The sequence below is a fragment of the Pantoea sp. 22096 genome (genome assembly GCF_052045955.1).
Lineage (GTDB): Bacteria > Pseudomonadota > Gammaproteobacteria > Enterobacterales > Enterobacteriaceae > Pantoea > Pantoea alfalfae.
On the sequence record NZ_JBQEPW010000005.1, the window covers coordinates 117,069 to 140,110 of the forward strand.

The 23,042-nt window shown below is 55.4% G+C and carries 20 protein-coding genes; 3 read left to right on the forward strand and 17 right to left on the reverse strand.

Translation table 11 applies throughout. From position 1 onward, the window contains the following. Nucleotides 1-7: 7 nt before the first annotated feature. The 17 genes from ftsA to ilvI form a co-directional block, all read right to left on the reverse strand. Nucleotides 8-1,264 carry a cell division protein FtsA gene (gene ftsA / locus ACTJKZ_RS16655; protein WP_010253890.1) on the reverse strand — a complete coding sequence of 419 codons (1,257 nt, stop codon included), beginning with the start codon at nt 1,262-1,264 and terminating at the stop codon, nt 8-10. Beyond that, nucleotides 1,261-2,100, reverse strand: a complete 840-nt coding sequence (gene ftsQ / locus ACTJKZ_RS16660) for a cell division protein FtsQ (RefSeq protein WP_161731618.1) — start codon at nt 2,098-2,100, stop codon at nt 1,261-1,263. The genes ftsA and ftsQ overlap by 4 nt, the downstream gene beginning before the upstream one ends. A gap of 1 nt (nt 2,101) precedes the next feature. Beyond that, the gene (locus ACTJKZ_RS16665; RefSeq protein WP_161731620.1) at nt 2,102-3,022 is read right to left on the reverse strand and encodes a D-alanine--D-alanine ligase; all 921 of its coding nucleotides are present in this window, start codon (nt 3,020-3,022) and stop codon (nt 2,102-2,104) included. Further along, on the reverse strand, nt 3,012-4,490 hold the full coding sequence (murC, locus tag ACTJKZ_RS16670; RefSeq protein ID WP_161731622.1) for a UDP-N-acetylmuramate--L-alanine ligase: 1,479 nt from the start codon (nt 4,488-4,490) through the stop codon (nt 3,012-3,014). The genes ACTJKZ_RS16665 and murC overlap by 11 nt, the downstream gene beginning before the upstream one ends. 70 nt (nt 4,491-4,560) lie before the next feature. Beyond that, nucleotides 4,561-5,619 (reverse strand): undecaprenyldiphospho-muramoylpentapeptide beta-N-acetylglucosaminyltransferase, encoded by a 1,059-nt coding sequence (gene murG, locus ACTJKZ_RS16675; RefSeq protein ID WP_440829856.1) that lies wholly within the window; start codon nt 5,617-5,619, stop codon nt 4,561-4,563. Beyond that, entirely contained in the window at nt 5,616-6,830 is a 1,215-nt protein-coding gene (gene ftsW, locus ACTJKZ_RS16680; RefSeq protein ID WP_222924564.1) for a cell division protein FtsW, read from the reverse strand. Before ftsW ends, murG begins: the two co-directional genes overlap by 4 nt. Further along, the gene (murD, locus tag ACTJKZ_RS16685) at nt 6,830-8,146 is read right to left on the reverse strand and encodes a UDP-N-acetylmuramoyl-L-alanine--D-glutamate ligase (RefSeq protein WP_285086452.1); all 1,317 of its coding nucleotides are present in this window, start codon (nt 8,144-8,146) and stop codon (nt 6,830-6,832) included. The genes ftsW and murD overlap by 1 nt, the downstream gene beginning before the upstream one ends. 2 nt (nt 8,147-8,148) lie before the next feature. Continuing rightward, nucleotides 8,149-9,231: a phospho-N-acetylmuramoyl-pentapeptide-transferase gene (gene mraY / locus ACTJKZ_RS16690; RefSeq protein WP_013356763.1), complete on the reverse strand. Its 1,083-nt coding sequence runs from the start codon at nt 9,229-9,231 to the stop codon at nt 8,149-8,151. Further along, nucleotides 9,225-10,583 (reverse strand): UDP-N-acetylmuramoyl-tripeptide--D-alanyl-D-alanine ligase, encoded by a 1,359-nt coding sequence (gene murF / locus ACTJKZ_RS16695; RefSeq protein WP_440829857.1) that lies wholly within the window; start codon nt 10,581-10,583, stop codon nt 9,225-9,227. The genes mraY and murF overlap by 7 nt, the downstream gene beginning before the upstream one ends. Next, nucleotides 10,580-12,067 carry a UDP-N-acetylmuramoyl-L-alanyl-D-glutamate--2,6-diaminopimelate ligase gene (gene murE / locus ACTJKZ_RS16700; RefSeq protein WP_161731632.1) on the reverse strand — a complete coding sequence of 496 codons (1,488 nt, stop codon included), beginning with the start codon at nt 12,065-12,067 and terminating at the stop codon, nt 10,580-10,582. Before murE ends, murF begins: the two co-directional genes overlap by 4 nt. Beyond that, entirely contained in the window at nt 12,054-13,823 is a 1,770-nt protein-coding gene (locus ACTJKZ_RS16705) for a peptidoglycan glycosyltransferase FtsI (RefSeq protein WP_013356760.1), read from the reverse strand. Before ACTJKZ_RS16705 ends, murE begins: the two co-directional genes overlap by 14 nt. A gap of 16 nt (nt 13,824-13,839) precedes the next feature. Next, nucleotides 13,840-14,160, reverse strand: a complete 321-nt coding sequence (gene ftsL, locus ACTJKZ_RS16710; RefSeq protein ID WP_003854764.1) for a cell division protein FtsL — start codon at nt 14,158-14,160, stop codon at nt 13,840-13,842. Then, a complete protein-coding gene (gene rsmH / locus ACTJKZ_RS16715; RefSeq protein WP_222924567.1) occupies nt 14,157-15,098 on the reverse strand; it encodes a 16S rRNA (cytosine(1402)-N(4))-methyltransferase RsmH in 942 nt (313 codons plus the stop codon). The genes ftsL and rsmH overlap by 4 nt, the downstream gene beginning before the upstream one ends. Nucleotides 15,099-15,100: 2 nt before the next feature. Further along, a complete protein-coding gene (gene mraZ / locus ACTJKZ_RS16720; RefSeq protein WP_009092149.1) occupies nt 15,101-15,559 on the reverse strand; it encodes a division/cell wall cluster transcriptional repressor MraZ in 459 nt (152 codons plus the stop codon). Nucleotides 15,560-16,053: 494 nt separating this feature from the next. After that, the gene (gene cra / locus ACTJKZ_RS16725) at nt 16,054-17,064 is read right to left on the reverse strand and encodes a catabolite repressor/activator (protein WP_013356758.1); all 1,011 of its coding nucleotides are present in this window, start codon (nt 17,062-17,064) and stop codon (nt 16,054-16,056) included. Nucleotides 17,065-17,260: 196 nt separating this feature from the next. Then, nucleotides 17,261-17,752 carry an acetolactate synthase small subunit gene (gene ilvN, locus ACTJKZ_RS16730; protein ID WP_009092152.1) on the reverse strand — a complete coding sequence of 164 codons (492 nt, stop codon included), beginning with the start codon at nt 17,750-17,752 and terminating at the stop codon, nt 17,261-17,263. A 2-nt stretch (nt 17,753-17,754) separates the two neighbouring features. Next, a complete protein-coding gene (ilvI, locus tag ACTJKZ_RS16735; protein WP_440829858.1) occupies nt 17,755-19,479 on the reverse strand; it encodes an acetolactate synthase 3 large subunit in 1,725 nt (574 codons plus the stop codon). 730 nt (nt 19,480-20,209) lie between these two features. On the opposite strand from ilvI, the gene leuL reads away from it, so the two are divergent. The 3 genes from leuL to leuB all read left to right on the forward strand — a co-directional run bounded on the left by leuL (nt 20,210) and on the right by leuB (nt 23,039). Then, a complete protein-coding gene (leuL, locus tag ACTJKZ_RS16740; protein WP_099257765.1) occupies nt 20,210-20,293 on the forward strand; it encodes a leu operon leader peptide in 84 nt (27 codons plus the stop codon). An 89-nt stretch (nt 20,294-20,382) separates the two neighbouring features. Then, a complete protein-coding gene (gene leuA, locus ACTJKZ_RS16745; protein WP_161731638.1) occupies nt 20,383-21,945 on the forward strand; it encodes a 2-isopropylmalate synthase in 1,563 nt (520 codons plus the stop codon). Nucleotides 21,946-21,947: 2 nt separating this feature from the next. After that, nucleotides 21,948-23,039 (forward strand): 3-isopropylmalate dehydrogenase, encoded by a 1,092-nt coding sequence (leuB, locus tag ACTJKZ_RS16750; protein ID WP_098051507.1) that lies wholly within the window; start codon nt 21,948-21,950, stop codon nt 23,037-23,039. Nucleotides 23,040-23,042: the final 3 nt, after the last annotated feature.

Sequence of the window (23,042 nt, forward strand, 5' to 3'; positions counted from 1 at the left end):
ACAAAAATTAAAACTCTTTTTTTAACCAACTGTTAATACGCTTGAACCAGTTACCTACTGAAACCCGTTTTTCGGTCTCTGCATCACCGTTCATGTGCGACTCTTTGCCGTAATGCAACAGTCCCACGGCGGTGGAGTAGTACGATTCCTGCGCATAGTCAGTCAGGCCGGTAATATTCAGCGGCTGTCCGATACGCACCTGCGTATGGAATACGCGTTGCGCACAGGCCGCCAGTCCTTCGATTTGCGCTGCACCACCGGTCAGGACAATGCCTGCGGCCAGATGATGTTTCACGCCCTGCTGACGCAGTTGTTCCTGTAACTGCAGAATCTCGTCATTGACCAGATTCAAAAGTTCGGTATAACGCGGCTCAATCACCTCCGCCAGCGTCTGACGTTGCAGGCTGCGCGGTGGACGTCCGCCTACGCTCGGCACTTCAACGTTCTCATCTTTGCCGACAATCGAGCCCAGCGCGCAACCATGGCGCACTTTAATCGCCTCAGCATCCGTTGGTGGTGTACCAAACGCATACGCGATATCGCTGGTGACAACGTTGCCTGCATACGGAATCACCTTAGTGTGCCGTAAAGCGCCGCCGGTATATACGGCTATGTCCATTGTACCGCCACCAATATCGACAACACAGACGCCCAGCTCACGTTCGTCTTCAGTCAGAACCGCAAAACTGGAGGCGAGGCCGGCAAAAATCAGCTGATCCACTTTCAGTCCGCAACGCTCAACGGCTTTAACGATGTTCTTCGCCATATCGTTGTGGCAGGTGATCAGGTGCACTTTTGCCTGCATGCGCACGCCGGACAGTCCGACCGGATTCTTAATCCCTTCCTGATAATCAATTGCGTATTCCTGAGGAATCACGTGCAGGATGCGGTGCTCGTCACGTACTCTTACCGATTTGGCAGTATGTACAACGTTCTCTACATCATCCTGAGTCACTTCCTCTTCCGAAATCGGAACCATCCCGATTTCGTTCTGACAACTGATATGTTTGCCCGATAAAGCAAGGTAGACGGAGGAGATCTGGCAATCTGCCATCAGCTCAGCCTGATCGATGGCGCGCTGAACGCATTTCACCACCGACTCAAGGTCGTTTACGCCACCTTTATCCATACCGCGGGAAGGGCAACTGCCCACCCCAATAATGTTGACCATACCATCGGGCAGAACTTCCCCAACCAGGGCGGCAACCTTTGCAGTGCCGATTTCGAGTCCAACTACCAGTTTTCTGTCCGTTGCCTTGATCATTGTTGTTTAGCCTGTGCCTGGTTCTGTTGCTGATTACTGTCCTGTGGCTCCATCACGACCGGTGTCCAGCCAACAGAAGCGCCAGAGTCATATCGCAAATCCACGTAGCTGATACGTTTGCTCTCGTTCTGACCTTGCTGTTGCAGCACCGGGTAGAGCTCAATAAAGCGATTCAGTCGTTTCATAGTGTCGCTGCGCCCCAGTTCGATGCGTACATCATCACTGGTAACCAGCTGCCATGAACGACGGGCCGTCATCGACGCCACCTTCAGAGTAAACTTCCGGGCTTTCAGCACATCATCCATGCTGTGATAGCCCGCCAGGACCTCTTTCTCACTCCCTTCAGGCCCATACAACATCGGCATTGTCTCTTTGCCGGCATGACTGGCGGGTACGCTGAAGGAGACACCTTCAGCATCCACCATATGCAAATCGTTCCAGCGCGCCACTGGCGTATACTCCACCAGATGGATTTTCAGTTCGTCTGGCCACTGCTTACGTACGCTGACCTGCTTAATCCACGGCAGTCGCTCAATCTGCTGCTGCAGGATATCCACATCCTGAGACATAAACGTGCCAGGCGGACCCAGCGATAGAATCGCCTGACGGATATCGTCGTGAGTCGTGTAGTGCGTCTGTCCTGTGACCACCAGCTTTGAAAGCGGCAGCCGGGACGCATCGTTCATCCACTTCAACACTACCAGCCCGCCAGCAACCATAATCCCGATAACGATCAGCAGAAAAACAATGCCGAACAGTCGGGCTCCGTTACTGCGCCCGGTGCGAATACGCTCCTGCGGTTCACGGTTTCGAACTCTCATCGCCGCCTGTGACATATCAGTCGGCCAGCTCCAGAATATGGGCAACCAGCTGCGGGAAACTCATGCCCGCCTGTTTCGCTGCCATAGGAACCAGACTGTGACTGGTCATGCCCGGCGAGGTATTGGCTTCCAGTAGCTGGAAATTCCCTGCCCCATCCGTCATCACATCAACCCGTCCCCAGCCACGACAGCCCAGTGCACGCCAGGCCGCCAGCACCAGCTGCTGTAATTCAGCTTCACGTTCAGCGCTTAACCCGGCCGGACAGACGTACTGAGTATCGTCAGAAATGTATTTAGCTTCATAGTCATAGAACTCACTGGCGCTCTTTATTTCAATTGAGGGCAGAATATGATCGCCCACAATCGCGACGGTATACTCCGCGCCGCTGAGAAACGCCTCGACCAGTACGTCATTGTCGTACTTAAACGCCATTTCCAGTGCGGCAGACAGCGCGCTCAGCTCGTTAACCCGGCTGATACCCACGCTGGAGCCTTCACAGGCTGGCTTAACAAACAGTGGCAGACCCAGCGCTGTAATCGCCGCGTTGCTCTCGGCATCCAGCCCGGCATCGAACTGCTGACGCGTCAGCCAGACAAATTTTCCTGACGGTAATCCGCGACCCTGCCACAGCAGTTTGGTGCGCAGCTTATCCATGGTCACAGCCGATGCCATTACGCCGCTGCCAGTATAAGGCAGTTGCAGAAACTCCAGTACGGCCTGCATTGTGCCATCTTCTCCGCCCCGGCCATGCAGCGCGATAAAGGCTTTGGTAAAGCCCTGCTCTTTCAGCGTCAGCACCGACACATCGCGGGTATCAATGCCATGCGCATCGATGCCCATTTCACGCAGTCCGGCGACGACGGCCTGACCCGAGTTCAGCGAAACCTCACGCTCTGCTGAGGTGCCGCCCATTAATACGGCAACTTTATCCGCCATGACGATCCTCCGCTTTACGTTCCGGCTGAAGCTTAGTCTCCGCCAGCTTGCGGGCAACCTTGCCGACGTTACCGGCGCCCTGTACCAGAATCAGGTCATTGCCTGACAGCAGCGGTGCCAGCATCTCCGGCAGCGCGTCATGTTCCGGCACCAGAATCGGATCAACCTTGCCCCGGTTACGAATGGCACGGCACAGCGAACGGCTGTCGGCACCCGGAATCGCGGTTTCACCGGCGGAGTACACATCCAGCATCAGCAACACATCGACATGCGACAGCACGTTGGCGAAATCATCAAACAGATCGCGGGTGCGGCTGTAACGGTGCGGCTGAAACACCATCACCAGTTTTTTATCCGGCCAGCCTGCGCGCGCGGCTTTAATCGTCGCGTCCACTTCGGTGGGATGATGACCGTAATCATCTACCAGCATCGCGCTGCCCGGCTGTCCATTGACCGGCTCTGTCGGGAATTCACCCAGCAGATCAAAGCGACGCCCCGTACCCTGGAAGCTCTCCAGCGCAGCCAGTATGGCATTGTCTTCAATGCCCTCTTCAGTGGCGACGGCGACCGCTGCCGCCGCGTTCAGGGCGTTATGGCGACCCGGCGCGTTCAGCGTAATCTGCAGCGGCGCCTTGTCCTGACGGATCAGGGTGAAATGCCCCTGCGCGCCACTCTGCTCATAATTTTCAATGCGCAGGTCAGCATCGTCACTGAAACCGTACGTGGTGATATGACGTCCCACACGCGGTATCAGATCACGGATGACCGCATCGTCCACACACATCACCGCACGACCGTAAAACGGCAGGTTATGCAGGAAGTTAATAAACGTCTGCTTCAGGTTCTCAAAATCGCCCTGATAGGTGTCCATATGGTCAGCTTCGATGTTGGTCACAATCGCCACCATCGGCTGCAGATGGAGGAACGACGCATCGCTCTCATCTGCTTCGGCAATCAGATAGCGGCTGTGACCCAGACGCGCATGAGTACCCGCTGCTTTAACCAGACCGCCGTTAACGAAGGTTGGATCAAGACCCGCTTCCGCATAAATACTCGACACCATCGCCGTGGTGGTCGTTTTGCCATGCGTACCCGCAACGGCGATGCCGTGACGGAAACGCATCAGTTCAGCCAGCATCTCCGCGCGACGGATCACCGGGATACGCTGCTCACGTGCTGCCACCAGTTCCGGATTATCCTGCGATACGGCGCTGGAGACGACTACGACGCTGGCATCGGTCACATTTTCGGGGCGATGGTTAAAATAAATGGTGGCACCCAGCGCAATCAGGTTCTGTGTCACCGGGTTAGGGGCCAGATCTGAACCGCTGATATGGTAGCCTTCATTTGCTAACACTTCGGCAATACCGCCCATGCCAGCACCACCGATGCCGACAAAGTGGATGTGCCGGACGCGACGCATCTCAGGCACGATAGAACGCAGTTTTGCCAATTGTTGTGTATTCATCGCTCTCAGTTACCTGCTATTTCAGTTTGTACCCACTCGGGGTACAGGTCAGACACGCTGACCGGAATGATTACTTTGCGGCGCGAGCCACTTCCTGAGCGACTCGTTCAGTCGCATCGGGAATCGCCACCTGACGGGCCTGCTCAGCCATCGTCAGCAGTGTTACGCGATCCCAGTGGCGTAGCAGATCCGCTACAGCCTCCGCAGTAAACTGCGGCTGCTCAAAAATTCTGGCGGCGCCCGCTTTCTCCAGCGGCAGCGCGTTCCAGTACTGCTGGCGATCTTTGTGCTGAAACGGCACGAAAATCGCCGGTAATCCGGCGGCAGCGACTTCGCTCACGGTTAATGCGCCGGAGCGACATACCACCACATCAGCCCAGGCGTAGGCGGCAGCCATGTCATCAATAAACTCAGTGACCTTATGCTGCGTCTGTCCGACCTGCTGATACGCTTTCTCTGTTTCGGGCTGTGCCCCTTTACCCGTCTGATGCCACAGGGTGATCTCATCACCCACCAGCGCCGCAACCTGCGGTAGCGTCTGGTTCAGAATCCGCGCACCCTGACTGCCGCCAATCACCAGTACCCGAATCGGGCCATGACGATCCGCCAGACGTTGCGCGGGCAAAGGCAGAGCCAGAACATCAGTACGAACCGGATTTCCCACCACATCGGCGGCGGGAAACGCGCCCGGAAACGCCTGCAAAACTTTGGTGGCGATTTTCGCCAGCCATTTGTTGGTCAGCCCGGCGATCCCATTCTGCTCATGCAGCACCACCGGAATACCACAGCTCCACGCCGCTAAGCCGCCAGGACCAGAAACGTAGCCGCCCATGCCCAGCACCACATCCGGCTGCCAGGCTTTCATGATGCGACGCGCCTGACGCCATGCATTGAAGATGCGCAGCGGTGCCAGCAGCAGCGCTTTCATGCCTTTCCCGCGTAACCCGCTGATGCGGATGAAGTTGATGTCGATGCCATGTTTTGGCACCAGATCGGCTTCCATACGGTCGGCGGTGCCTAACCAGCGAACCTGCCAGCCCTGTTCCATCAGATGATGGGCGACAGCCAGACCGGGAAAGACATGTCCACCGGTTCCGCCTGCCATCACCATCAATCGCTTACCGCTCATCGACCACCTCGGGTAAACGCCTGCGCTTTCGCCAGGCGCGTTTCATAATCTATGCGTAATAAAAAGACGATGGCGGTCGACATAATGATCAGACTCGAACCACCGTAACTGATCAGCGGTAAGGTCAGGCCTTTGGTCGGTAACATACCGGCTGCAGCCCCGACGTTAACCAGCGCCTGGAAGCTGAACCAGACACCGATTGAACAGGCTAAAAACCCGGAAAAACGCTGATCCAGTTCCAGAGCACGACGGCCAATCGACATCGCACGAAAAGCGACGAAGAATACCATTAAAAGTGCCATTACCACACCGACATAGCCGAGTTCTTCCCCGATGATGGCGAAAATAAAGTCGGTATGCGCTTCCGGCAGATATTCCAGCTTTTGCACCGAGTTACCGAGCCCCTGCCCCCAGAATTCCCCGCGACCAAATGCCATCAGAGACTGCGTCAGCTGGTAGCCGCTACCAAACGGATCTTCCCACGGGTTCCAGAACGAGGTCACACGACGCATACGATAAGGTTCGGCAATAATCAGCAGAATTACCGCAAAAATACCGGAGCCGATAATCGCCATGAACTGCCACAGTTTGGCACCGGCCAGGAACAGCATCGCCAGCGTAGTGACAAACAGCACCACCACCGTACCCAGGTCCGGCTGCGCCAGCAGTAACACAGCCAGCACGACCATCACGCCCATCGGCTTACAGAAGCCCCAGAAGTTGTTTCGCACCTCTTCCACTTTGCGCACCAGGTAGCTGGCGAGATAGCAGAACAGGGAGAGCTTCGACAGCTCCGCAGGCTGGATACGCAGCGGCCCGAGCGCGATCCAGCGCGAGGCACCGTTAACCGAGCTGCCGACGACCAGAACAATCAGCAGCATCGCCACCGTGACCATCAGCATCACGTTGCTGTAGCGCTGCCAGAAATCCATCGGCACCCGCAGCGTGACCAGCGCCATACCTAAAGCCAGCACGATGTAAAACGCATCACGTTTGGCGAAGTAGAAAAGATCGTCATTCAGACGCTGACCTACCGGCATTGACGCCGACGTCACCATCACAAAACCAATTACCGCCAGGCCCAGCGTCAGCCATAACAGTGTGCGGTCATAAAGCACCAGCGATGAGTCATCACTTTCGCGAGCGCCCATCACCCAGTCTTTCAGGCGTCCTGAGAAGTAACCCGCCAGTCCGGCGCCAGGAATACGCATCAGCTCAGCTCCTTCGCCAGTTGCGCGAACTGCTCACCGCGCTGCTCAAAGTTACGGAACTGGTCAAGGCTGGCGCAGGCCGGCGACAGCAGAACCATATCGCCTGCTTTGACCTGCGGCGCGATCTGCTCCATCGCCTGACGCATGGTCTCCGTGCGTACGGCGATCTCAGGACGCAGCGCTGCCAGCGCATCGCCGTCGCGGCCAAAACAGTAGATACGCACATTGTCGCCCTGCAGCCAGGGGATCAGCGGCGTAAAGTCGGCTGACTTACCATCACCGCCCATCAGCAGCCATAGCGTTCCCTCTACCTGCAGACCATTCAGCGCCGCTTCGGTGCTGCCGACGTTGGTCGCTTTGGAGTCATTAATCCAGCGCACACCATGGTGTTCATGGACCAGCTGGAAGCGATGCGCCAGACCGTTAAAGTGCGTTAAAGCCGCGAGGCTGGAGGCGCGTGGCAGCCCCACCGCATCAGCCAGCGCCAGCGCCGCCAGCGCGTTGGTGTAGTTGTGCTGTCCCACCATCTTCATTTCAGCGGTGTTCAGGACTTTCTCGCCTTTTACCCGCAGCCAGATACTGCCCTGCTGCTTGTTGAGGTGGTAGTCGCCGAAATCGACACCAAAACTGACACAGCGCTTATCCGCACCACGTACTGGCATCGTCAGCGCATCATCGGCGTTAACGATGCAGATCTGCGCATTCTCATAGACCCGCAGCTTGGCAGCACGATACTGCTGCATACCCAGCGGATAGCGATCCATATGATCTTCGGTAACGTTAAGCACGGTTGCCGCAGCCGCTTTCAGGCTGTGCGTAGTCTCAAGCTGGAAGCTGGAAAGTTCCAGTACATAGAGTTGGGCCGGTGATTGCAGCAGACTCAGCGCGGGCAGACCAATATTGCCGCCGACGCCGGCCTGCCAGCCTGCGGCTTTCGCCATCTCACCCACCAGCGTGGTCACGGTGCTTTTGCCGTTGGAACCGGTAATTGCCACGATGGGTGCCTGCGCCTCGCGGCAGAACAGCTCAATGTCACCGACGATTTCAATTCCGGCTTCAACCGCTTCGCTGAGAATCGGATGCGCCAGCGCGACGCCTGGGCTGGCAACAATCAGATCGGCCGCCAGTAACCAGTCACCATTAATGCCGCCCAGATGGCGTTCAACCTGCCCGGGTAATTTATCCAGTCCCGGCGGCGAGACACGGGTATCCATCACGCGAGGCGTGACGCCCTGCGCTAAAAAGAAATCAACACAGGAGAGCCCGGTAAGGCCCAGTCCGATGATGACGACTTTTCTACCCCGATAGTCAGCCATGATTAACGCACCTTCAGCGTGGCCAGGCCAATCAGCACCAGCATTAGCGAAATAATCCAGAAGCGCACGATAACGCGCGGTTCCGGCCAGCCCTTAAGTTCATAGTGGTGATGGATCGGCGCCATGCGGAAAATACGCTGGCCGCGCAACTTGAACGATCCCACCTGCAGGATCACCGACAGCGTTTCAACCACAAATACGCCGCCCATGATCACCAGTAAAAATTCCTGACGCAGTAACACCGCGATAGTGCCCAGCGCGCCGCCTAAAGCCAGCGAGCCGACGTCGCCCATAAAGACCTGAGCCGGATAGGTGTTGAACCACAGGAAGCCCAGCCCTGCCCCGACGATAGCGGTACAGACAATCACCAGCTCACCGGCGTGACGCAGATAGGGAATATGAAGGTATTCAGCAAACTTCACGTTACCGGTTGCCCAGGCAACCAGCGCGAAGCCCGCAGCGACAAAGACGGTTGGCATAATCGCCAGCCCATCCAGGCCATCGGTCAGATTGACCGCGTTACCCGTTCCGACGATCACAAAGTAGGCAAGCAGCACATAAAAAAGGCCAAGCTGCGGCATGATGTCTTTGAAAAACGGCACGACCAGTTGAGTCGCGGGGGTATCTTTGCCCGCCGCATAAAGTCCGAACGCCACACCCAGCGAAATCACCGACATCCAGAAATATTTCCAGCGGGCGATCAGGCCTTTGGTGTCTTTGCGCACCACTTTACGGTAGTCATCGACAAAGCCGATGATGCCAAAGCCGACCAGCACGAACAGCACGCACCAGACATAGGGGTTCGACGGATAGGCCCACATCAGCACCGAAATGGTGATGGAGGTCAGAATCATGATGCCGCCCATGGTAGGCGTCCCGCGCTTACTGAAGTGCGATTCCGGGCCATCGTTACGGACGACCTGGCCAATCTGTAATTTCTGCAGCCAGGCGATCAGGCGCGGCCCCATCCAGAGTGAGATAAATAGTGCGGTCAGCAGGCTGACAATGGCGCGAAACGTCAGATAGGAAAAGACGTTAAAGCCCGAATAAAAAGCGACCAGATGCTCGGCCAGCCAAACTAACATGTTCCTTTCTCCTTTAAGCTCTGTACTACCTGCTCCATGGCGGCACTACGTGAACCTTTTATCAGGACGGTAATTTCTGAGTGTTGGGACAACAATTCTCGTAAACGTTCAGTCAGCGCCGTCTTATCGCTGAAATGTTCACCAACGCCACTGCTTTCACTGATGAATTGGCTGAATTTTCCACAGGTCAGTACGCGGTCAAGGCCTGCTTCGCGTGCCGCTTCGCCAATTTCGCAGTGGCATTTTTCAGTCTCTTCACCCAGTTCCGCCATATCACCCGCGACCAGCACCTGGTAACCAGGCATCTCTGACAGGACCTGGACGGCGGCGGTCATCGATCCGACGTTAGCGTTGTAGCTGTCATCCAGCAGCAGTTGATGCGCAGAGAGACGTACCGGGAACAGGCGACCTGGCACCGACTGCAGGTTTTTCAGTCCCTGCTGAACGGCGCTAAGCGGGGCATCTACCGACAGAGCCAGTGCCGCCGCCGCCAGAGCGTTAGCGATGTTATGACGACCCGGCAACGGTAATACGATCTCAGCTGTGCCACGCGGTGTGTTCATCACAAAATGGGTGCCATCCTGCGCAATGCGGATATCCCGGGCGGAGAAATCACACTCAGCCGCCTGCGGCGAGAAGCGCCACACGGTTTTGTCCTGCAGCGTGGTCTGCCAGTTTGGCCAGTCGTTGCTCTCCTCGTTGAGAATTGCAATGCCGTGAGCCGGCAGACCCTGAAAGATCTCACCTTTCGCTTTAGCGACACCGGCCAGTGAGCCAAAGCCCTCCAGGTGTGCCGCGGCCAGATTATTCACCAGTGCACTTTCCGGTTTAACCAGGTCAGTGGTGTAGGCGATTTCGCCCTGATGATTAGCACCCAGCTCGATAACCGCGTACTGATGTTCTGCGGTCAGGCGGAGCAGCGTCATCGGTACGCCATAATCGTTGTTGAGATTGCCCGAGGTGTAGAGCGTCTCGCCACACTGACGCAGAATCGCTGCGGTCATCTCTTTAACCGAGGTTTTGCCGGAAGAGCCGGTCAGCGCGACTACGCGGGCGGTCGACTGCTGACGAACCCAGGCACCCAGTCGGCCAAAGGCAACCCGGGTATCCTCAACCACCACCTGAGGCACGGCGACAGGTAAATGCTTACTTACCAGCAGCGCCTGTGCGCCACTAGCAATGGCATCTACGGCGAAGTCATGGGCATCAAAGCGTTCGCCCACCAGCGCGACAAACAGGCTGCCCGCCGTCACTTTGCGGGTATCGGTGGTCACATCATTCAGGGTTAAATCGCTGCCGTGCAGCGTGCCGCCGGTAATTTCCGCCAGGGTCTTTAATGAAACCGGAATCATGCTGCGCCTCCAAGCAGTGCCGCTACTGTGGCACGATCGGAGTAGTCGAGACGACGGTTGCCGATGATCTGATAATCTTCATGGCCTTTACCCGCCACCAGCACGATATCGTCAGGCTGTGCCTGCATAATGGCGTTAGTGACCGCTTGCGCACGACCCGATACCACGCGGGCGCGGCCCGGTTCGAGCAAACCAGTCAGAATGTCTTTTACTATCGCCTGCGGATCTTCGCTACGCGGATTGTCGTCGGTGATCACCACCACATCCGCATATTGCTCAGCAATCGCACCCATTAACGGGCGTTTGCCTTTGTCACGGTCCCCGCCGCAGCCAAACAGGCACCAGAGTTTTCCTTTGCAGTGCAGACGTGCCGCTTCCAGCGCTTTTTCCAGCGCATCCGGCGTGTGGGCATAATCCACTACGACCGTCGGTTTTCCTGCAGCGCTGAAGACTTCCATACGCCCGTTAACCGGCTGTAACCGTGGTGCAACACTGACCAGCGTCGCCAGTGGATAATCCAGTGACAGCAGGGTCGCCAGTGCCAGCAGCAGATTACTGACGTTGAACGCGCCCATCAGCGGGCTGTCGATTTCACCGTTGCCCCAGCTTGAGCTGAAACGGATATGCGCACCGTTGTCGTGATACTCCACCGCATCGGCTTTCAGCCAGCGGCCATGGCAGCCCGGCTGAAGGTTATCCTCCATGGTGACGGCAACCGCATCAGGTAAGCGCGCCAGCCAGCGACGACCAACTTCATCATCAGCGTTAAGAATCGCCTGTCCAACCTGATGCTCAGAAAACAGCAGCCATTTGGCCGACTCATAGCCCGGCATGTCACCGTGGTAATCGAGGTGATCGCGACTGAGGTTGGTGAAGACCGCAGCGGCAAACGGCAGTGCTGCAACGCGATGCTGCACCAGACCGTGTGACGAGACTTCCATCGCGGTCAGGGTCGCTCCTTTTTCAGCGAGTTCGTGCAGCGTATGCTGAACGTCCACTGCTGAACCGGTCGTATTTTCTGCGGCGACTAAGTGCCCCACCAGCCCGTTGCCGACGGTGCCCATCACCGCACTGGTCTCACCCAGCAGCGTCGCCCACTGCGCCAGCAGTTGGGTAGTCGTGGTTTTACCGTTGGTGCCGGTGACGCCAATCAGCGTCTGCTTCTCGCCCGGCTGCTGGTAAAAGCGGCCTGCTAAGGCTGAAAGGCGCTGATTCAACTGCGCCAGATAGATAACCGGTACGCCGTGCATCTCACGGATTTCGCCGTCGGTCGCTTCATCCTCAGCTTCAGCCACTACGGCGGCGACGCCCTGCGCAATCGCCTGCGGAATGAAACGGCGTCCATCGACCTGATGGCCTGCAACCGCGACAAACAGATCGCCAGACGCCGCCATGCGGCTATCCAGGGTCATGTCGCGCAGTGGGCGCGCCGGCGCACCTGGCACCCAGGGGCCGAGTAAGTCGCGCAGGTTACGATCTGTCACTTGATTCCTCACTTCTGTTAGTCACCAACTCATTCCTGTCATTGGTCGTCGGTAATGCGTCCGGCTCGATGTTCATGGTGCGCAGTACGCCGCCCATGATGGCACCAAACACCGGTGCAGAAACCGCACCGCCGTAATACTTGCCGGCCTGGGGATCGTTGATCACCACCACCAGCGCGAATCGGGGATGACTGGCAGGCGCCACGCCTGCGGTATAAGCAATATATTTATTGACGTAGCGTCCATCCGGCCCGACTTTTTTCGCCGTACCGGTTTTTATCGCAATGCGATAACCCTTGATTGCCGCTTTAACGCCACCGCCACCGGGCAGCGCCACGCTTTCCATCATGTGCATCACGGTTTTCACCAGTGACTCATCGAAAACGCGTTGTCCCGCGACGGGCGGATCCACTTTGGTAATCGACAGCGGGCGATTAATGCCATAGCTGCCAATCGTTGCGTAGACTCGCGCTAACTGTAACGGCGTTACCATTAGCCCGTAGCCGAAAGAGAAGGTGGCCCTCTCTATGTCAGACCACCGTTGTTTTTTAGGGTATAAGCCACTGCTTTCCCCGACCAGCCCCAAATTGGTCGGTTTGCCCAGTCCAAAGCGCGCGTAAGTTTCTACCAGCGCTGAGGAAGGCATCGCTAACGCCAGACGTGAAACACCGACGTTACTCGACTTCTGTAAAACCCCTGTCAGGGTCAATTCGTTGTAGCGCGCCACATCTTTGATCTCATGACCATTGACCCGGTACGGCACGGTATTCAGGACGCTATTCTCTCTGACCACGCCGCGCTGCAGCGCGGTCATCACCACCATCGGCTTCACGGTAGAACCCGGCTCGAAGATGTCGGTAATTGCGCGGTTACGCATCAGATCTTTAGGCGTGTTGGTGAGATTATTTGGGTTGTAAGCCGGACTGTTGGCCATCGCCAGCACTTCACCGGTATTCACATCCACCAGCACCGCGGTGCCCGATTCCGCTTTGTTAAAGGCCACCGCATTATTCAGTTCCCGGTAGACCAGCGCCTGTAAGCGCTCATCAATACTCAGAGTCAGGTTATGGGCGGCGCGGCTGTCCACTGACGAGATATCTTCAATAACGCGACCATAACGGTCTTTGCGTACCGTCCGCTCGCCCGGCGCACCGGTCAGCCATTTATCAAAGCTCTTTTCAATGCCTTCAATGCCCTGGCCGTCGATATTGGTAAAGCCAATCAGATGGGAGGTCACCTGCCCGGCAGGGTAGTAACGACGCGACTCTTCGCGCAGATGAATACCGGGAAGTTTGAGTTTTTTGACGTATTCACCGATGGCCGGATTGACCTGGCGCGCCAGATAGACAAAGCGGCCTTTAGGATTGGCATTGACGCGGGCCGCCAGTTGATCAAGCGGAATAGAGAGCGCATCAGACAGCGCTTTCCAGCGGCTGTCCAGCGTTACGCCACCACCGGCATGCAGCTCTTTTGGATCAGCCCAGATGGCATTAACCGGTACACTGACTGCCAATGGGCGGCCAGCGCGATCGCTGATCATCCCGCGTGAAGTCGGCACGGCCTGAACACGCAGCGAGCGCAGATCGCCCTCTTTCACCAGCTTGCCCGGATTGATCACCTGCAGCCAGGCCACACGCGACAGCAAACCGCCCAGCGCCAGTAAAATACAGCCGCACAGCAACGCAAAACGCCAGCTTACAAAGCTGGCTTTATCTTCCGGTTTCTTTAACTTCAGCGTTCTGCCTGTGCCGCTCATTCGCTATCTGAAATCCTTATTTCTGCACCACGATATTTTCTTGTGAAGGATCAACGTGCTGCAGCTGCAGCTTCTCGGTGGCGATGCGTTCAACCCGGCTATGGTCGCCCAGCGCATTCTCTTCCAGAATCAGGTTGCGCCACTCAATATCCAGCGCATCACGCTCCAGCACCAGCTGTTCGCGCTGCGCGGTAAGCAGGCGTGTTTTATGGGTGGTGGTGACCACCAGCACGGCAGACACCACCACAGCGATCAGTAACAGCACCGGAATCTTGCCTTTTCGCAGCAAATCCCCGCCGATGACGGCGGGCAGACTGTGGCGCTCATTGCCGATCATGCGTCGGTTTTCTCCGCGATACGTAATACCGAACTGCGCGCACGTGGATTTTCAGAGACTTCAGCGTCACCTGGCGACATCTTGCCAAGCAGCTTCAGTTCACGCCCGCCCAGGGCTCGCAGCTGCTGTTCAGTCATCGGTATCCCTGCAGGCACCTGTGGCCCGCGACTCTGATCGCGCATGAAGCGCTTCACCAGTCGATCTTCCAGTGAATGGAAGCTGATGACAGAGAGGCGACCTTGTGGTGCCAGCACCTCAACCGCCCCTTTCAGCGCAATATCGATCTCTTCCAGTTCGCTGTTAATCCAGATACGAATTGCCTGGAAGCTGCGTGTAGCCGGATGCTTAAACTTATCTTTCACGGGCATGGCGACAGAGATGACTTCAGCCAGCTCACGGGTGCGAGTCATCGGCTGTTCACGATTGCGCTCGACAATGGCCCGGGCAATACGTTTAGAGAATCGTTCTTCACCGTAGGTCTTCAGGACGAAAGCGATATCCGCTTCTTCCGCGTGCAGCAACCATTCTGCGGCGGAGTGACCGCGCGAAGGATCCATGCGCATATCCAGCGGTCCGTCACGCATAAAGGAGAAGCCGCGTTCGGCATCATCCAGCTGCGGTGATGAAACCCCCAGATCGAGTAAAATGCCGTCAATTTTTCCGACTAAATCCCGTTCAGCGGCATACTCTGCCAGTGCGGAAAAAGGGCCATGAATAATTGAAAAACGCGGGTCGGTGATCTCCGCAGCAGCGGCGATAGCTTGCGGATCGCGATCGATAGCGATCAGCCTTCCCTTCTCTCCCAGTTGCGAAAGAATCAGGCGTGAGTGACCACCACGGCCAAAAGTACCGTCGATGTAAATACCGTCTTCCCTGATATTGAGGCCGTTAACCGCCTCATCCAACAGTACGGTGGTATGTTTAAAATTTTCCTGCATAGCTATAGCGACAAGTCCTGCAACCGCTCAGATAAAGGCTCCTGAGCCGACTGTTCTGCGTCAATATCGTCCCTGACTTGTTGATACCAGGTCTGTTCATCCCACAGCTCAAACTTGTTGAACTGTCCAACCAGCATCACTTCTTTGGTTAATTTTGCATGCTGCCGAAGCGTATTTGCCAGCAGCAGGCGGCCTGCATTGTCCATCTGACATTCACTGGCATGTCCCAGCAGCAAACGCTGCACGCGACGCTCAAGTGGATTCATACTGGAAAGGCGTGCCAGCTTTTTTTCAATGATTTCCCATTCGGGCAGGGTATAAAGCAACAGGCATGGCTGGTGGAGGTCGATGGTACAGACCATCTGCCCCTGAGACTCCCCAATCAGCAAATCGCGATATCGCGTGGGTACGGCGAGCCGCCCTTTGCTGTCGAGATTGACTAACGTTGCTCCGCGGAACATGCCAGTCTCTCCTCCTGGTCACCCATTTACGCCACTTTATCCCACTTTTTACCACGAAACGAGTTTAAGGATCCCATGAAATCCTTGTCAAGCCGGAGCGGTAGTTGAATAACACTCTTTACAGAGCGCAAAATTAATTTCTGGCGACGATATAAACGAATAAAAAAGGAATATAAAAATTAAGCCAATGAATACCTGAATAAAAATAAGGATCCGGGCAAAAATGACTAAAAATGAAACAATGTGAAGCGCTGAATATTTATCGTAGTTTCTGAGACAGCGGCGGCATTTTAGGGGATTTCCGAAAGGAAGCACAGCAGCTTCAGGCCAGACGGGGCAGGAAGTTTGTTGAAGTTGTAAGCAGATAATAAAAATAAGCCTTTCGACTTTGTTAGATTTGATGAGCAGAATTTACGCTTTTTTACGTCGACCTGTTTATTTAATCAGTACATTACGGAAATAAAATGGGCGGGCAGCGTAATACTGCCCGTTACTCATTTAACTTTTCTGCTTAATTGTCCGCGACGGTATAAATTACGACGAATGCGGGTTAAACCCGGTTTCGGTTTTCTGGGTTCATCTAAAGAGGCTAAAACTAATTCCAGTACGCGCTCTGCTACGTCACGATGACGCTGCCCTACCGCCAGGACCGGACACTCAAGAAAGTCCAGTAATTCGTGGTCGCCAAACGTGGCAATGGCCAGCTCGGTCGGCAGTCTTCCGTCACGTTTCAGCGTCACATCCATGACACCCTGCAGCAGACCAAATGAGGTGGTAAACAGCGCCTCCGGCATCGGGTGATCTTCCAGGTATTTTTCAAACAGCGCCGCAGCGGCTGTACGTTCGAAGCTGTTGCAGTAGATATAGTCAATCGGGCGGGGATCGTCTTTCCAGGCATCGCGGAACCCCATCTCCCGCAGAAAACTCACTGAGAGCTCAGGTAACGCGCCAAGGAACAGCACATTTTTAACCTCAAGCTGACGCAATTCAGCGGCCAGCGTCTGTGCATCATCCTGATCGGCACCCACTACGCTGGTGAAATGTTCACGATCCAGCGCGCGGTCTAACGCGATAATCGGCAGGGGATCGTTGATCCACCGCTGATAAAAGGGATGCTCTGGCGGTAACGAGGTAGAGACGATTATCGCATCGACCTGCCGCTGTAACAGATGTTCAATGCAGCGCATTTCGTTATCAGGCTGATCTTCAGAACAGGCAATCAGCAGCTGATAGCCGCGCTGACGCGCCTGTCGCTCCAGATAGTTCGCAATACGGGTATAGCTGGTATTTTCCAGATCGGGAATGACTAACCCAATAGAGCGCGTTCGCCCGGCGCGCAGCCCGGCAGCCACCGCATTAGGGTGATAATTATGCTCACGTACCACCGCCATGACTTTCTCAACGGTTTTGTCGCTGACACGATACTGCCGCGCTTTGCCATTGATCACATAACTGGCCGTGGTGCGCGATACGCCTGCCAGACGCGCAATTTCATCCAGTTTCACGATAACCCCACCATCAAATCCGCTTTAACGGCAAAAATAGCCGCAGTTAAGCTATGGATAACTTATGACTATCATCTAACAGCAGAAAAGTGCGCGGAGCAACCGCTTTTCTGAATGTAACCCGCCTGGCGCATAAAAAATAAAAAAACCCGGCATTTCGCCGGGTTAGGTGAGGATCGATGGTGACGCAGCGTGATTAACGCATGATGCGATCGCCACGTGAAACGCCCACGATACCGGAGCGTGCCACTTCAACAATTTCGGCAACCTCGCGAACGCTATTCAGGAAGGCGTCCAGTTTGTCACTGGTGCCTGCCAGCTGAACCGTGTACAGCGTCGGCGTCACGTCGATAATCTGACCGCGGAAGATCTCGGCGTTACGCTTCACCTCTTCACGGCCATAACCGCTGGCCTGAATCTTCACCAGCATGATTTCGCGCTCAACATAGGCGCCCTGCCCCAGTTCGGTGACACGCAACACATCCACCAGCTTGTGCAGCTGCTTTTCAATCTGCTCCAGCACCTTCTGATCGCCCACTGTCTGAATGGTCATCCGCGACAGTGTCGGATCGTCGGTCGGTGCCACGGTCAGGCTTTCAATGTTATAGCCGCGCTGCGAAAACAGACCGACGACACGGGATAATGCGCCGGATTCGTTCTCCAGCAGAACTGATAAAATGCGACGCATAATTATGTCCTCTCCGTTTTGCTTAACCACATCTCATCCATGCTGCCACCGCGAATCTGCATCGGGTAAACGTGCTCGCTACCGTCAACGGTGACATCCACAAACACCAGACGTCCTTTCGCCAGCGTTTCCAGCGCCAGCGTCAGTTTCTTTTCCAGCTCAGCCGGGTGCTCAATCGCGATGCCGACATGTCCATAAGCTTCCGCCAGACGCACGAAGTCAGGCAGCGATTCCATATAAGACTGGGAGTGACGACCGGAATAGATCATATCCTGCCACTGCTTCACCATGCCCAGCACCCGGTTATTCAGGTTCAGCACCAGCACCGGCAGATCGTACTGCAGCGCGGTAGAGAGCTCCTGAATGTTCATCTGGATACTGCCATCGCCCGTTACACAGATGACGGTCTCTTCTGGCAGCGCCATCTTCACGCCAAGTGCTGCGGGCAGACCGAAGCCCATGGTGCCGAGACCGCCAGAGTTGATCCAGCGGCGCGGTTTGTCGAAAGGATAATAGAGCGCCGCAAACATCTGATGCTGTCCCACATCCGACGTGACGTACGCATCGCCTTTGGTCAGACGGCTGATAGTTTCAATCACGGCCTGCGGCTTGATTTTGTCGCTGGTGCGATCAAACGCCAGACAGTGACGACTGCGCCAGCCCTCAATTGCCTGCCACCACTCGTGCAGGCTCTCAGCGCGCGATGGAGTGCCGCTTTGCGCCAGCAACTCCAGCATCTGCTGCAGCACCTGTTTTGCATCACCCACAATCGGGACATCCGCCGATACCGTCTTGGAGATAGAGGTCGGGTCGATATCGATATGCATCACCGTGGCGTTGGGACAATATTTCGCCAGATTGTTGGTGGTGCGGTCATCGAAGCGAACACCAATACCAAAAATCAGGTCGGTATTGTGCATCGTCATGTTGGCTTCATAGGTACCGTGCATACCCAGCATACCAACGCACTGACGATGGGTACCCGGAAACGCGCCCAGGCCCATCAGCGAGGTCGTTACCGGAATATTCAGGCTCTCAGCCAGCTGTAACAGTTCCGCTTCGCAGCCTGCGGTAATGGCACCGCCACCCGCGTAGATCACCGGCTTTTTCGCAGCCAGCAGCGTCGTCAGCGCACGCTTAATCTGCCCTTTGTGACCCTGAATAGTCGGGTTATAAGAGCGCATGCTCACTGACTCTGGCCAGTGATAAGGCAGTTTATTGGCCGGGTTCAGAATATCTTTTGGCAGGTCGATCACCACCGGTCCCGGACGTCCGCTGGAGGCCAGCCAGAACGCCTTTTTCAGCACGGTTGGGATCTCTTCGGTGCTTTTCACCAGGAAGCTGTGCTTCACCACCGGACGAGAGATGCCGACCATGTCGCACTCCTGAAAGGCGTCATAGCCAATCAGCGACGAAGGAACCTGACCCGACAGAATCACCAGCGGAATCGAGTCCATATAGGCGGTAGCGATACCGGTAATCGCATTGGTTGCACCCGGTCCTGAGGTAACCAGCACCACGCCGACTTCGCCAGTGGCGCGTGCCAGGCCGTCAGCCATATGCACTGCGCCCTGCTCATGGCGCACCAGAATATGATCGATACCCCCGACGGTTTGCAGCGCATCATAGATATCCAGGACTGCGCCACCCGGATAACCGAATACCTGCTTAACGCCCTGATCGATTAACGAACGGACGACCATTTCGGCTCCTGACAACATCTCCATCTTCTGCCTCCAGGCTTGAGGACCCGGCCCGGTTACTACGCCCGTTGGTGCGTAACACGTTGCCCTGGTGCCTGCTTTGCCAATCAAAATCTTATGTTTATGCACGACAGCGAAAACATGTGCCGCTGTCCTGTTACAGAGAAATCTGTTGAGTTCATTGTTATGAGAGTAGGTCAATTACCATAACCGCAGTTAACCGGGCAGGCAAACCACAAACCCGCGTAAATTAAAAGGCCGGGACGTAAAGGCTCTGCCTGATAAGAATTGGCTGCGCGGATTAAACTAATTACGTCGCAGAACCGCAGACGAAAATGCTAAGTAAGAAATTATTTTCAGCGTGATATAAGAAATAACGAAAACTTATTACCGCCTGCAATAGCCCACAATCGCCTGACACTTTTCTTTTCTGGCGTAATTAACCAGTAAATCACGCAAGCGCATTCGATTATGCTAACCGGCAGGTGATAAATCCTGTGACGCCGCTGGACAAAAGACCAATAAAACCTTTTACTTTCAATTAAATAAATCATCAACCAGCCCGTAAAAGAGTGCATTCCGACAATGTTCGCTTCCGCCGCAACTGATGCGCTGTTCATTACGCTGCCGGACCGTTAAATAACAGAATATCTTTCTTCATCGTCCCGGATAATACCCCTGCATTGAAGGTTGACATCCCTGAGCGATTCCAGTACCAATATGTACAGCACAACATTTTATAAGGTTTGAATCCATGTTTCGTTCTGTTCGCCTTCTCGGTCTACTACTAAACGCACTCAGCTTGCGCGGTAGACTTGTGGGCGGAATCAAACACTGATTCAAACCTGCTGAAAGTTAAAAACCCGCGCCTGTCGCGGGTTTTTTTATGCTCGTTGCCAGGCCCGAAAAAGCAAAAGGATGAATACGATGAGCCAGCAAGTCATTATTTTCGATACCACTCTGCGCGATGGTGAGCAGGCATTACAGGCCAGCCTGAGTGTGAAAGAAAAATTGCAGATTGCCTTAGCGCTGGAGCGTATGGGCGTGGATGTGATGGAAGTGGGTTTCCCGGTCTCTTCACCAGGCGACTTTGAATCAGTACAGACCATTGCCCGCACCATCAAAAATAGCCGGGTCTGCGGGCTGGCGCGTTGTGTGGAGAAAGACATCGACGCGGCGTACGAATCACTGCGCGTTGCCGAAGCCTTCCGTATCCATACCTTTATCGCGACGTCACCCATGCACATCGCTACAAAACTGCGCAGTACGCTGCCGGAAGTGATTGAGCGTGCGGTGCATATGGTGAAGCGTGCACGTAACTACACCAGTGACGTTGAGTTCTCCTGTGAAGATGGCGGCCGTACGCCAATTGATGACCTGTGCCGGATGGTTGAAGCGACGATTAACGCCGGTGCGACCACCATCAACATCCCGGATACCGTTGGCTACACCCTGCCAGGCGAGTACGCACATATCATCAGTGAGCTGATGAATCGCGTTCCCAATATCGACAAAGCGATTATCTCTGTCCACACCCACGACGACCTGGGGATGGCCACCGGTAACGCACTGGCTGCCGTTCAGGCAGGCGCGCGTCAGGTTGAAGGCACGATGAATGGCCTGGGTGAACGTGCCGGTAACTGTGCGCTGGAAGAGGTGATCATGGCGATTAAAACCCGTCAGCAGATCATGAATGTTCACACCACTATCAATCATCAGGAAATCTATCGCACCAGCCAGATGGTCAGCCAGATCTGCAACATGCCGATTCCGGCTAACAAAGCGGTGGTCGGCTCCAACGCCTTCGCCCACTCCTCCGGTATTCATCAGGATGGCGTACTGAAGAATCGCGAGAACTATGAAATCCTGACGCCAGAGTCAATTGGCTTACACAAAATCCAGCTGAACCTGACCTCACGTTCAGGCCGTGCGGCGGTTAAACATCGTATGGAAGAGATGGGCTATGCCGAGCAGGATTACAATCTGGATACGCTGTATGACGCCTTCCTGAAGCTGGCCGACAAAAAAGGTCAGGTCTTTGATTACGACCTGGAAGCGCTGGCCTTCATCAATAAACAGAATGAAGAGCCGGAGCATTTCCAGCTGCACGAATTTAACGTCCAGACCGGTTCCAGCATGACTGCTACCGCCTCTGTAAATCTGGGCTGCGGTGATGTCGCTAAATCGGATGCCGCTACCGGTAACGGTCCGGTTGACGCGGTCTATCAGGCGATTAACCGCATCACGCAGTTTGACGCTGAGCTGGTTAACTACAAGCTGACCGCGAAAGGCCACGGCGAAAACGCGCTGGGACAGGTGGATATCGTTGTGAGCTACAACGGCCGTAAATTCCACGGTATTGGTCTGGCGACCGATATCGTCGAGTCCTCTGCGAAAGCGATGGTCAACGCTCTGAACAATATCTGGCGTGCCCGTCAGGTTGAACAAGAATTGCAGCGCAAATTTAAAGATCAGAAGGAAACCGTATAACCATGTCCACCTCTTCTCATATCGCAGTTTTACCCGGCGACGGTATCGGCCCGGAAGTGATGGCCCAGGCAATGAAAGTGCTGGATGCCATTCGTCAGCGCTTTGATATGCAGATTACCACCCAGGAATATGCGGTCGGCGGCATTGCTATCGATCAGCACGGCGAACCCCTGCCGCCCGCAACTGTTGCAGGCTGCGAGCAGGCCGACGCGATCCTGTTTGGCTCCGTTGGCGGTCCGAAGTGGGAGCATTTACCCCCGGCATCACAGCCGGAACGCGGTGCGCTGCTGCCGCTGCGCAAGCATTTTAAGCTGTTCAGTAACCTGCGTCCGGCGGCGCTCTACAGCGGACTGGAAGCCTTCTGCCCACTGCGCGCCGACATTGCCGCGAAAGGCTTTGACATTCTGTGCGTGCGTGAACTGACCGGCGGTATCTATTTTGGTCAGCCTAAAGGACGCGAAGGCAGCGGCCCGGAAGAGCGTGCTTTTGATACCGAGGTCTACCACCGTTTCGAAATTGAACGCATCGCCCGTATCGCGTTTGAATCGGCGCGCAAACGTCGTAACAAAGTCACCTCGGTTGACAAAGCTAACGTGCTGCAGACCTCAGTCATGTGGCGTGAAATCGTCAACGAAGTAGCAAAAGAGTACCCGGACGTGCAGCTGAGCCACATCTATATCGACAACGCGACTATGCAGTTGATCAAAGACCCGTCGCAGTTTGACGTGCTGCTCTGCTCTAACCTGTTCGGTGACATTCTGTCTGATGAGTGCGCCATGATCACCGGCTCAATGGGTATGCTGCCGTCCGCCAGCCTGAATGAAGCGGGCTTTGGCCTGTTTGAACCCGCGGGTGGTTCAGCCCCTGACATCGCCGGTCAGAATATTGCCAACCCGGTCGCTCAGATCCTGTCGCTGTCGCTGCTGCTGCGTTACAGCCTGAATGCCGATGCCGCTGCCGACAGCATCGAACGCGCCATCAGCCGTGCGCTGGAACAGGGTTACCGCACCAAAGATTTAGCCGGTGATGGCCCTGCAGTCAGCACAGATGAGATGGGCAGCATCATTGCCCGCTTTATCGCCGAGGAAAAATAAAAA

Coding starts and splice junctions, on each gene's coding strand:
- ftsA (WP_010253890.1), bottom strand. CDS start 1,264: ATGATCAAGGCAACGGACAGAAAACTGGTAGTTGGACTCGAAATCGGC.
- ftsQ (WP_161731618.1), bottom strand. CDS start 2,100: ATGTCACAGGCGGCGATGAGAGTTCGAAACCGTGAACCGCAGGAGCGT.
- ACTJKZ_RS16665 (WP_161731620.1), bottom strand. CDS start 3,022: ATGGCGGATAAAGTTGCCGTATTAATGGGCGGCACCTCAGCAGAGCGT.
- murC (WP_161731622.1), bottom strand. CDS start 4,490: ATGAATACACAACAATTGGCAAAACTGCGTTCTATCGTGCCTGAGATG.
- murG (WP_440829856.1), bottom strand. CDS start 5,619: ATGAGCGGTAAGCGATTGATGGTGATGGCAGGCGGAACCGGTGGACAT.
- ftsW (WP_222924564.1), bottom strand. CDS start 6,830: ATGCGTATTCCTGGCGCCGGACTGGCGGGTTACTTCTCAGGACGCCTG.
- murD (WP_285086452.1), bottom strand. CDS start 8,146: ATGGCTGACTATCGGGGTAGAAAAGTCGTCATCATCGGACTGGGCCTT.
- mraY (WP_013356763.1), bottom strand. CDS start 9,231: ATGTTAGTTTGGCTGGCCGAGCATCTGGTCGCTTTTTATTCGGGCTTT.
- murF (WP_440829857.1), bottom strand. CDS start 10,583: ATGATTCCGGTTTCATTAAAGACCCTGGCGGAAATTACCGGCGGCACG.
- ACTJKZ_RS16705 (WP_013356760.1), bottom strand. CDS start 13,823: ATGAGCGGCACAGGCAGAACGCTGAAGTTAAAGAAACCGGAAGATAAA.
- ftsL (WP_003854764.1), bottom strand. CDS start 14,160: ATGATCGGCAATGAGCGCCACAGTCTGCCCGCCGTCATCGGCGGGGAT.
- rsmH (WP_222924567.1), bottom strand. CDS start 15,098: ATGCAGGAAAATTTTAAACATACCACCGTACTGTTGGATGAGGCGGTT.
- mraZ (WP_009092149.1), bottom strand. CDS start 15,559: ATGTTCCGCGGAGCAACGTTAGTCAATCTCGACAGCAAAGGGCGGCTC.
- ilvN (WP_009092152.1), bottom strand. CDS start 17,752: ATGCGTCGCATTTTATCAGTTCTGCTGGAGAACGAATCCGGCGCATTA.
- ilvI (WP_440829858.1), bottom strand. CDS start 19,479: ATGGAGATGTTGTCAGGAGCCGAAATGGTCGTCCGTTCGTTAATCGAT.
- leuL (WP_099257765.1), top strand. CDS start 20,210: ATGTTTCGTTCTGTTCGCCTTCTCGGTCTACTACTAAACGCACTCAGC.
- leuA (WP_161731638.1), top strand. CDS start 20,383: ATGAGCCAGCAAGTCATTATTTTCGATACCACTCTGCGCGATGGTGAG.
- leuB (WP_098051507.1), top strand. CDS start 21,948: ATGTCCACCTCTTCTCATATCGCAGTTTTACCCGGCGACGGTATCGGC.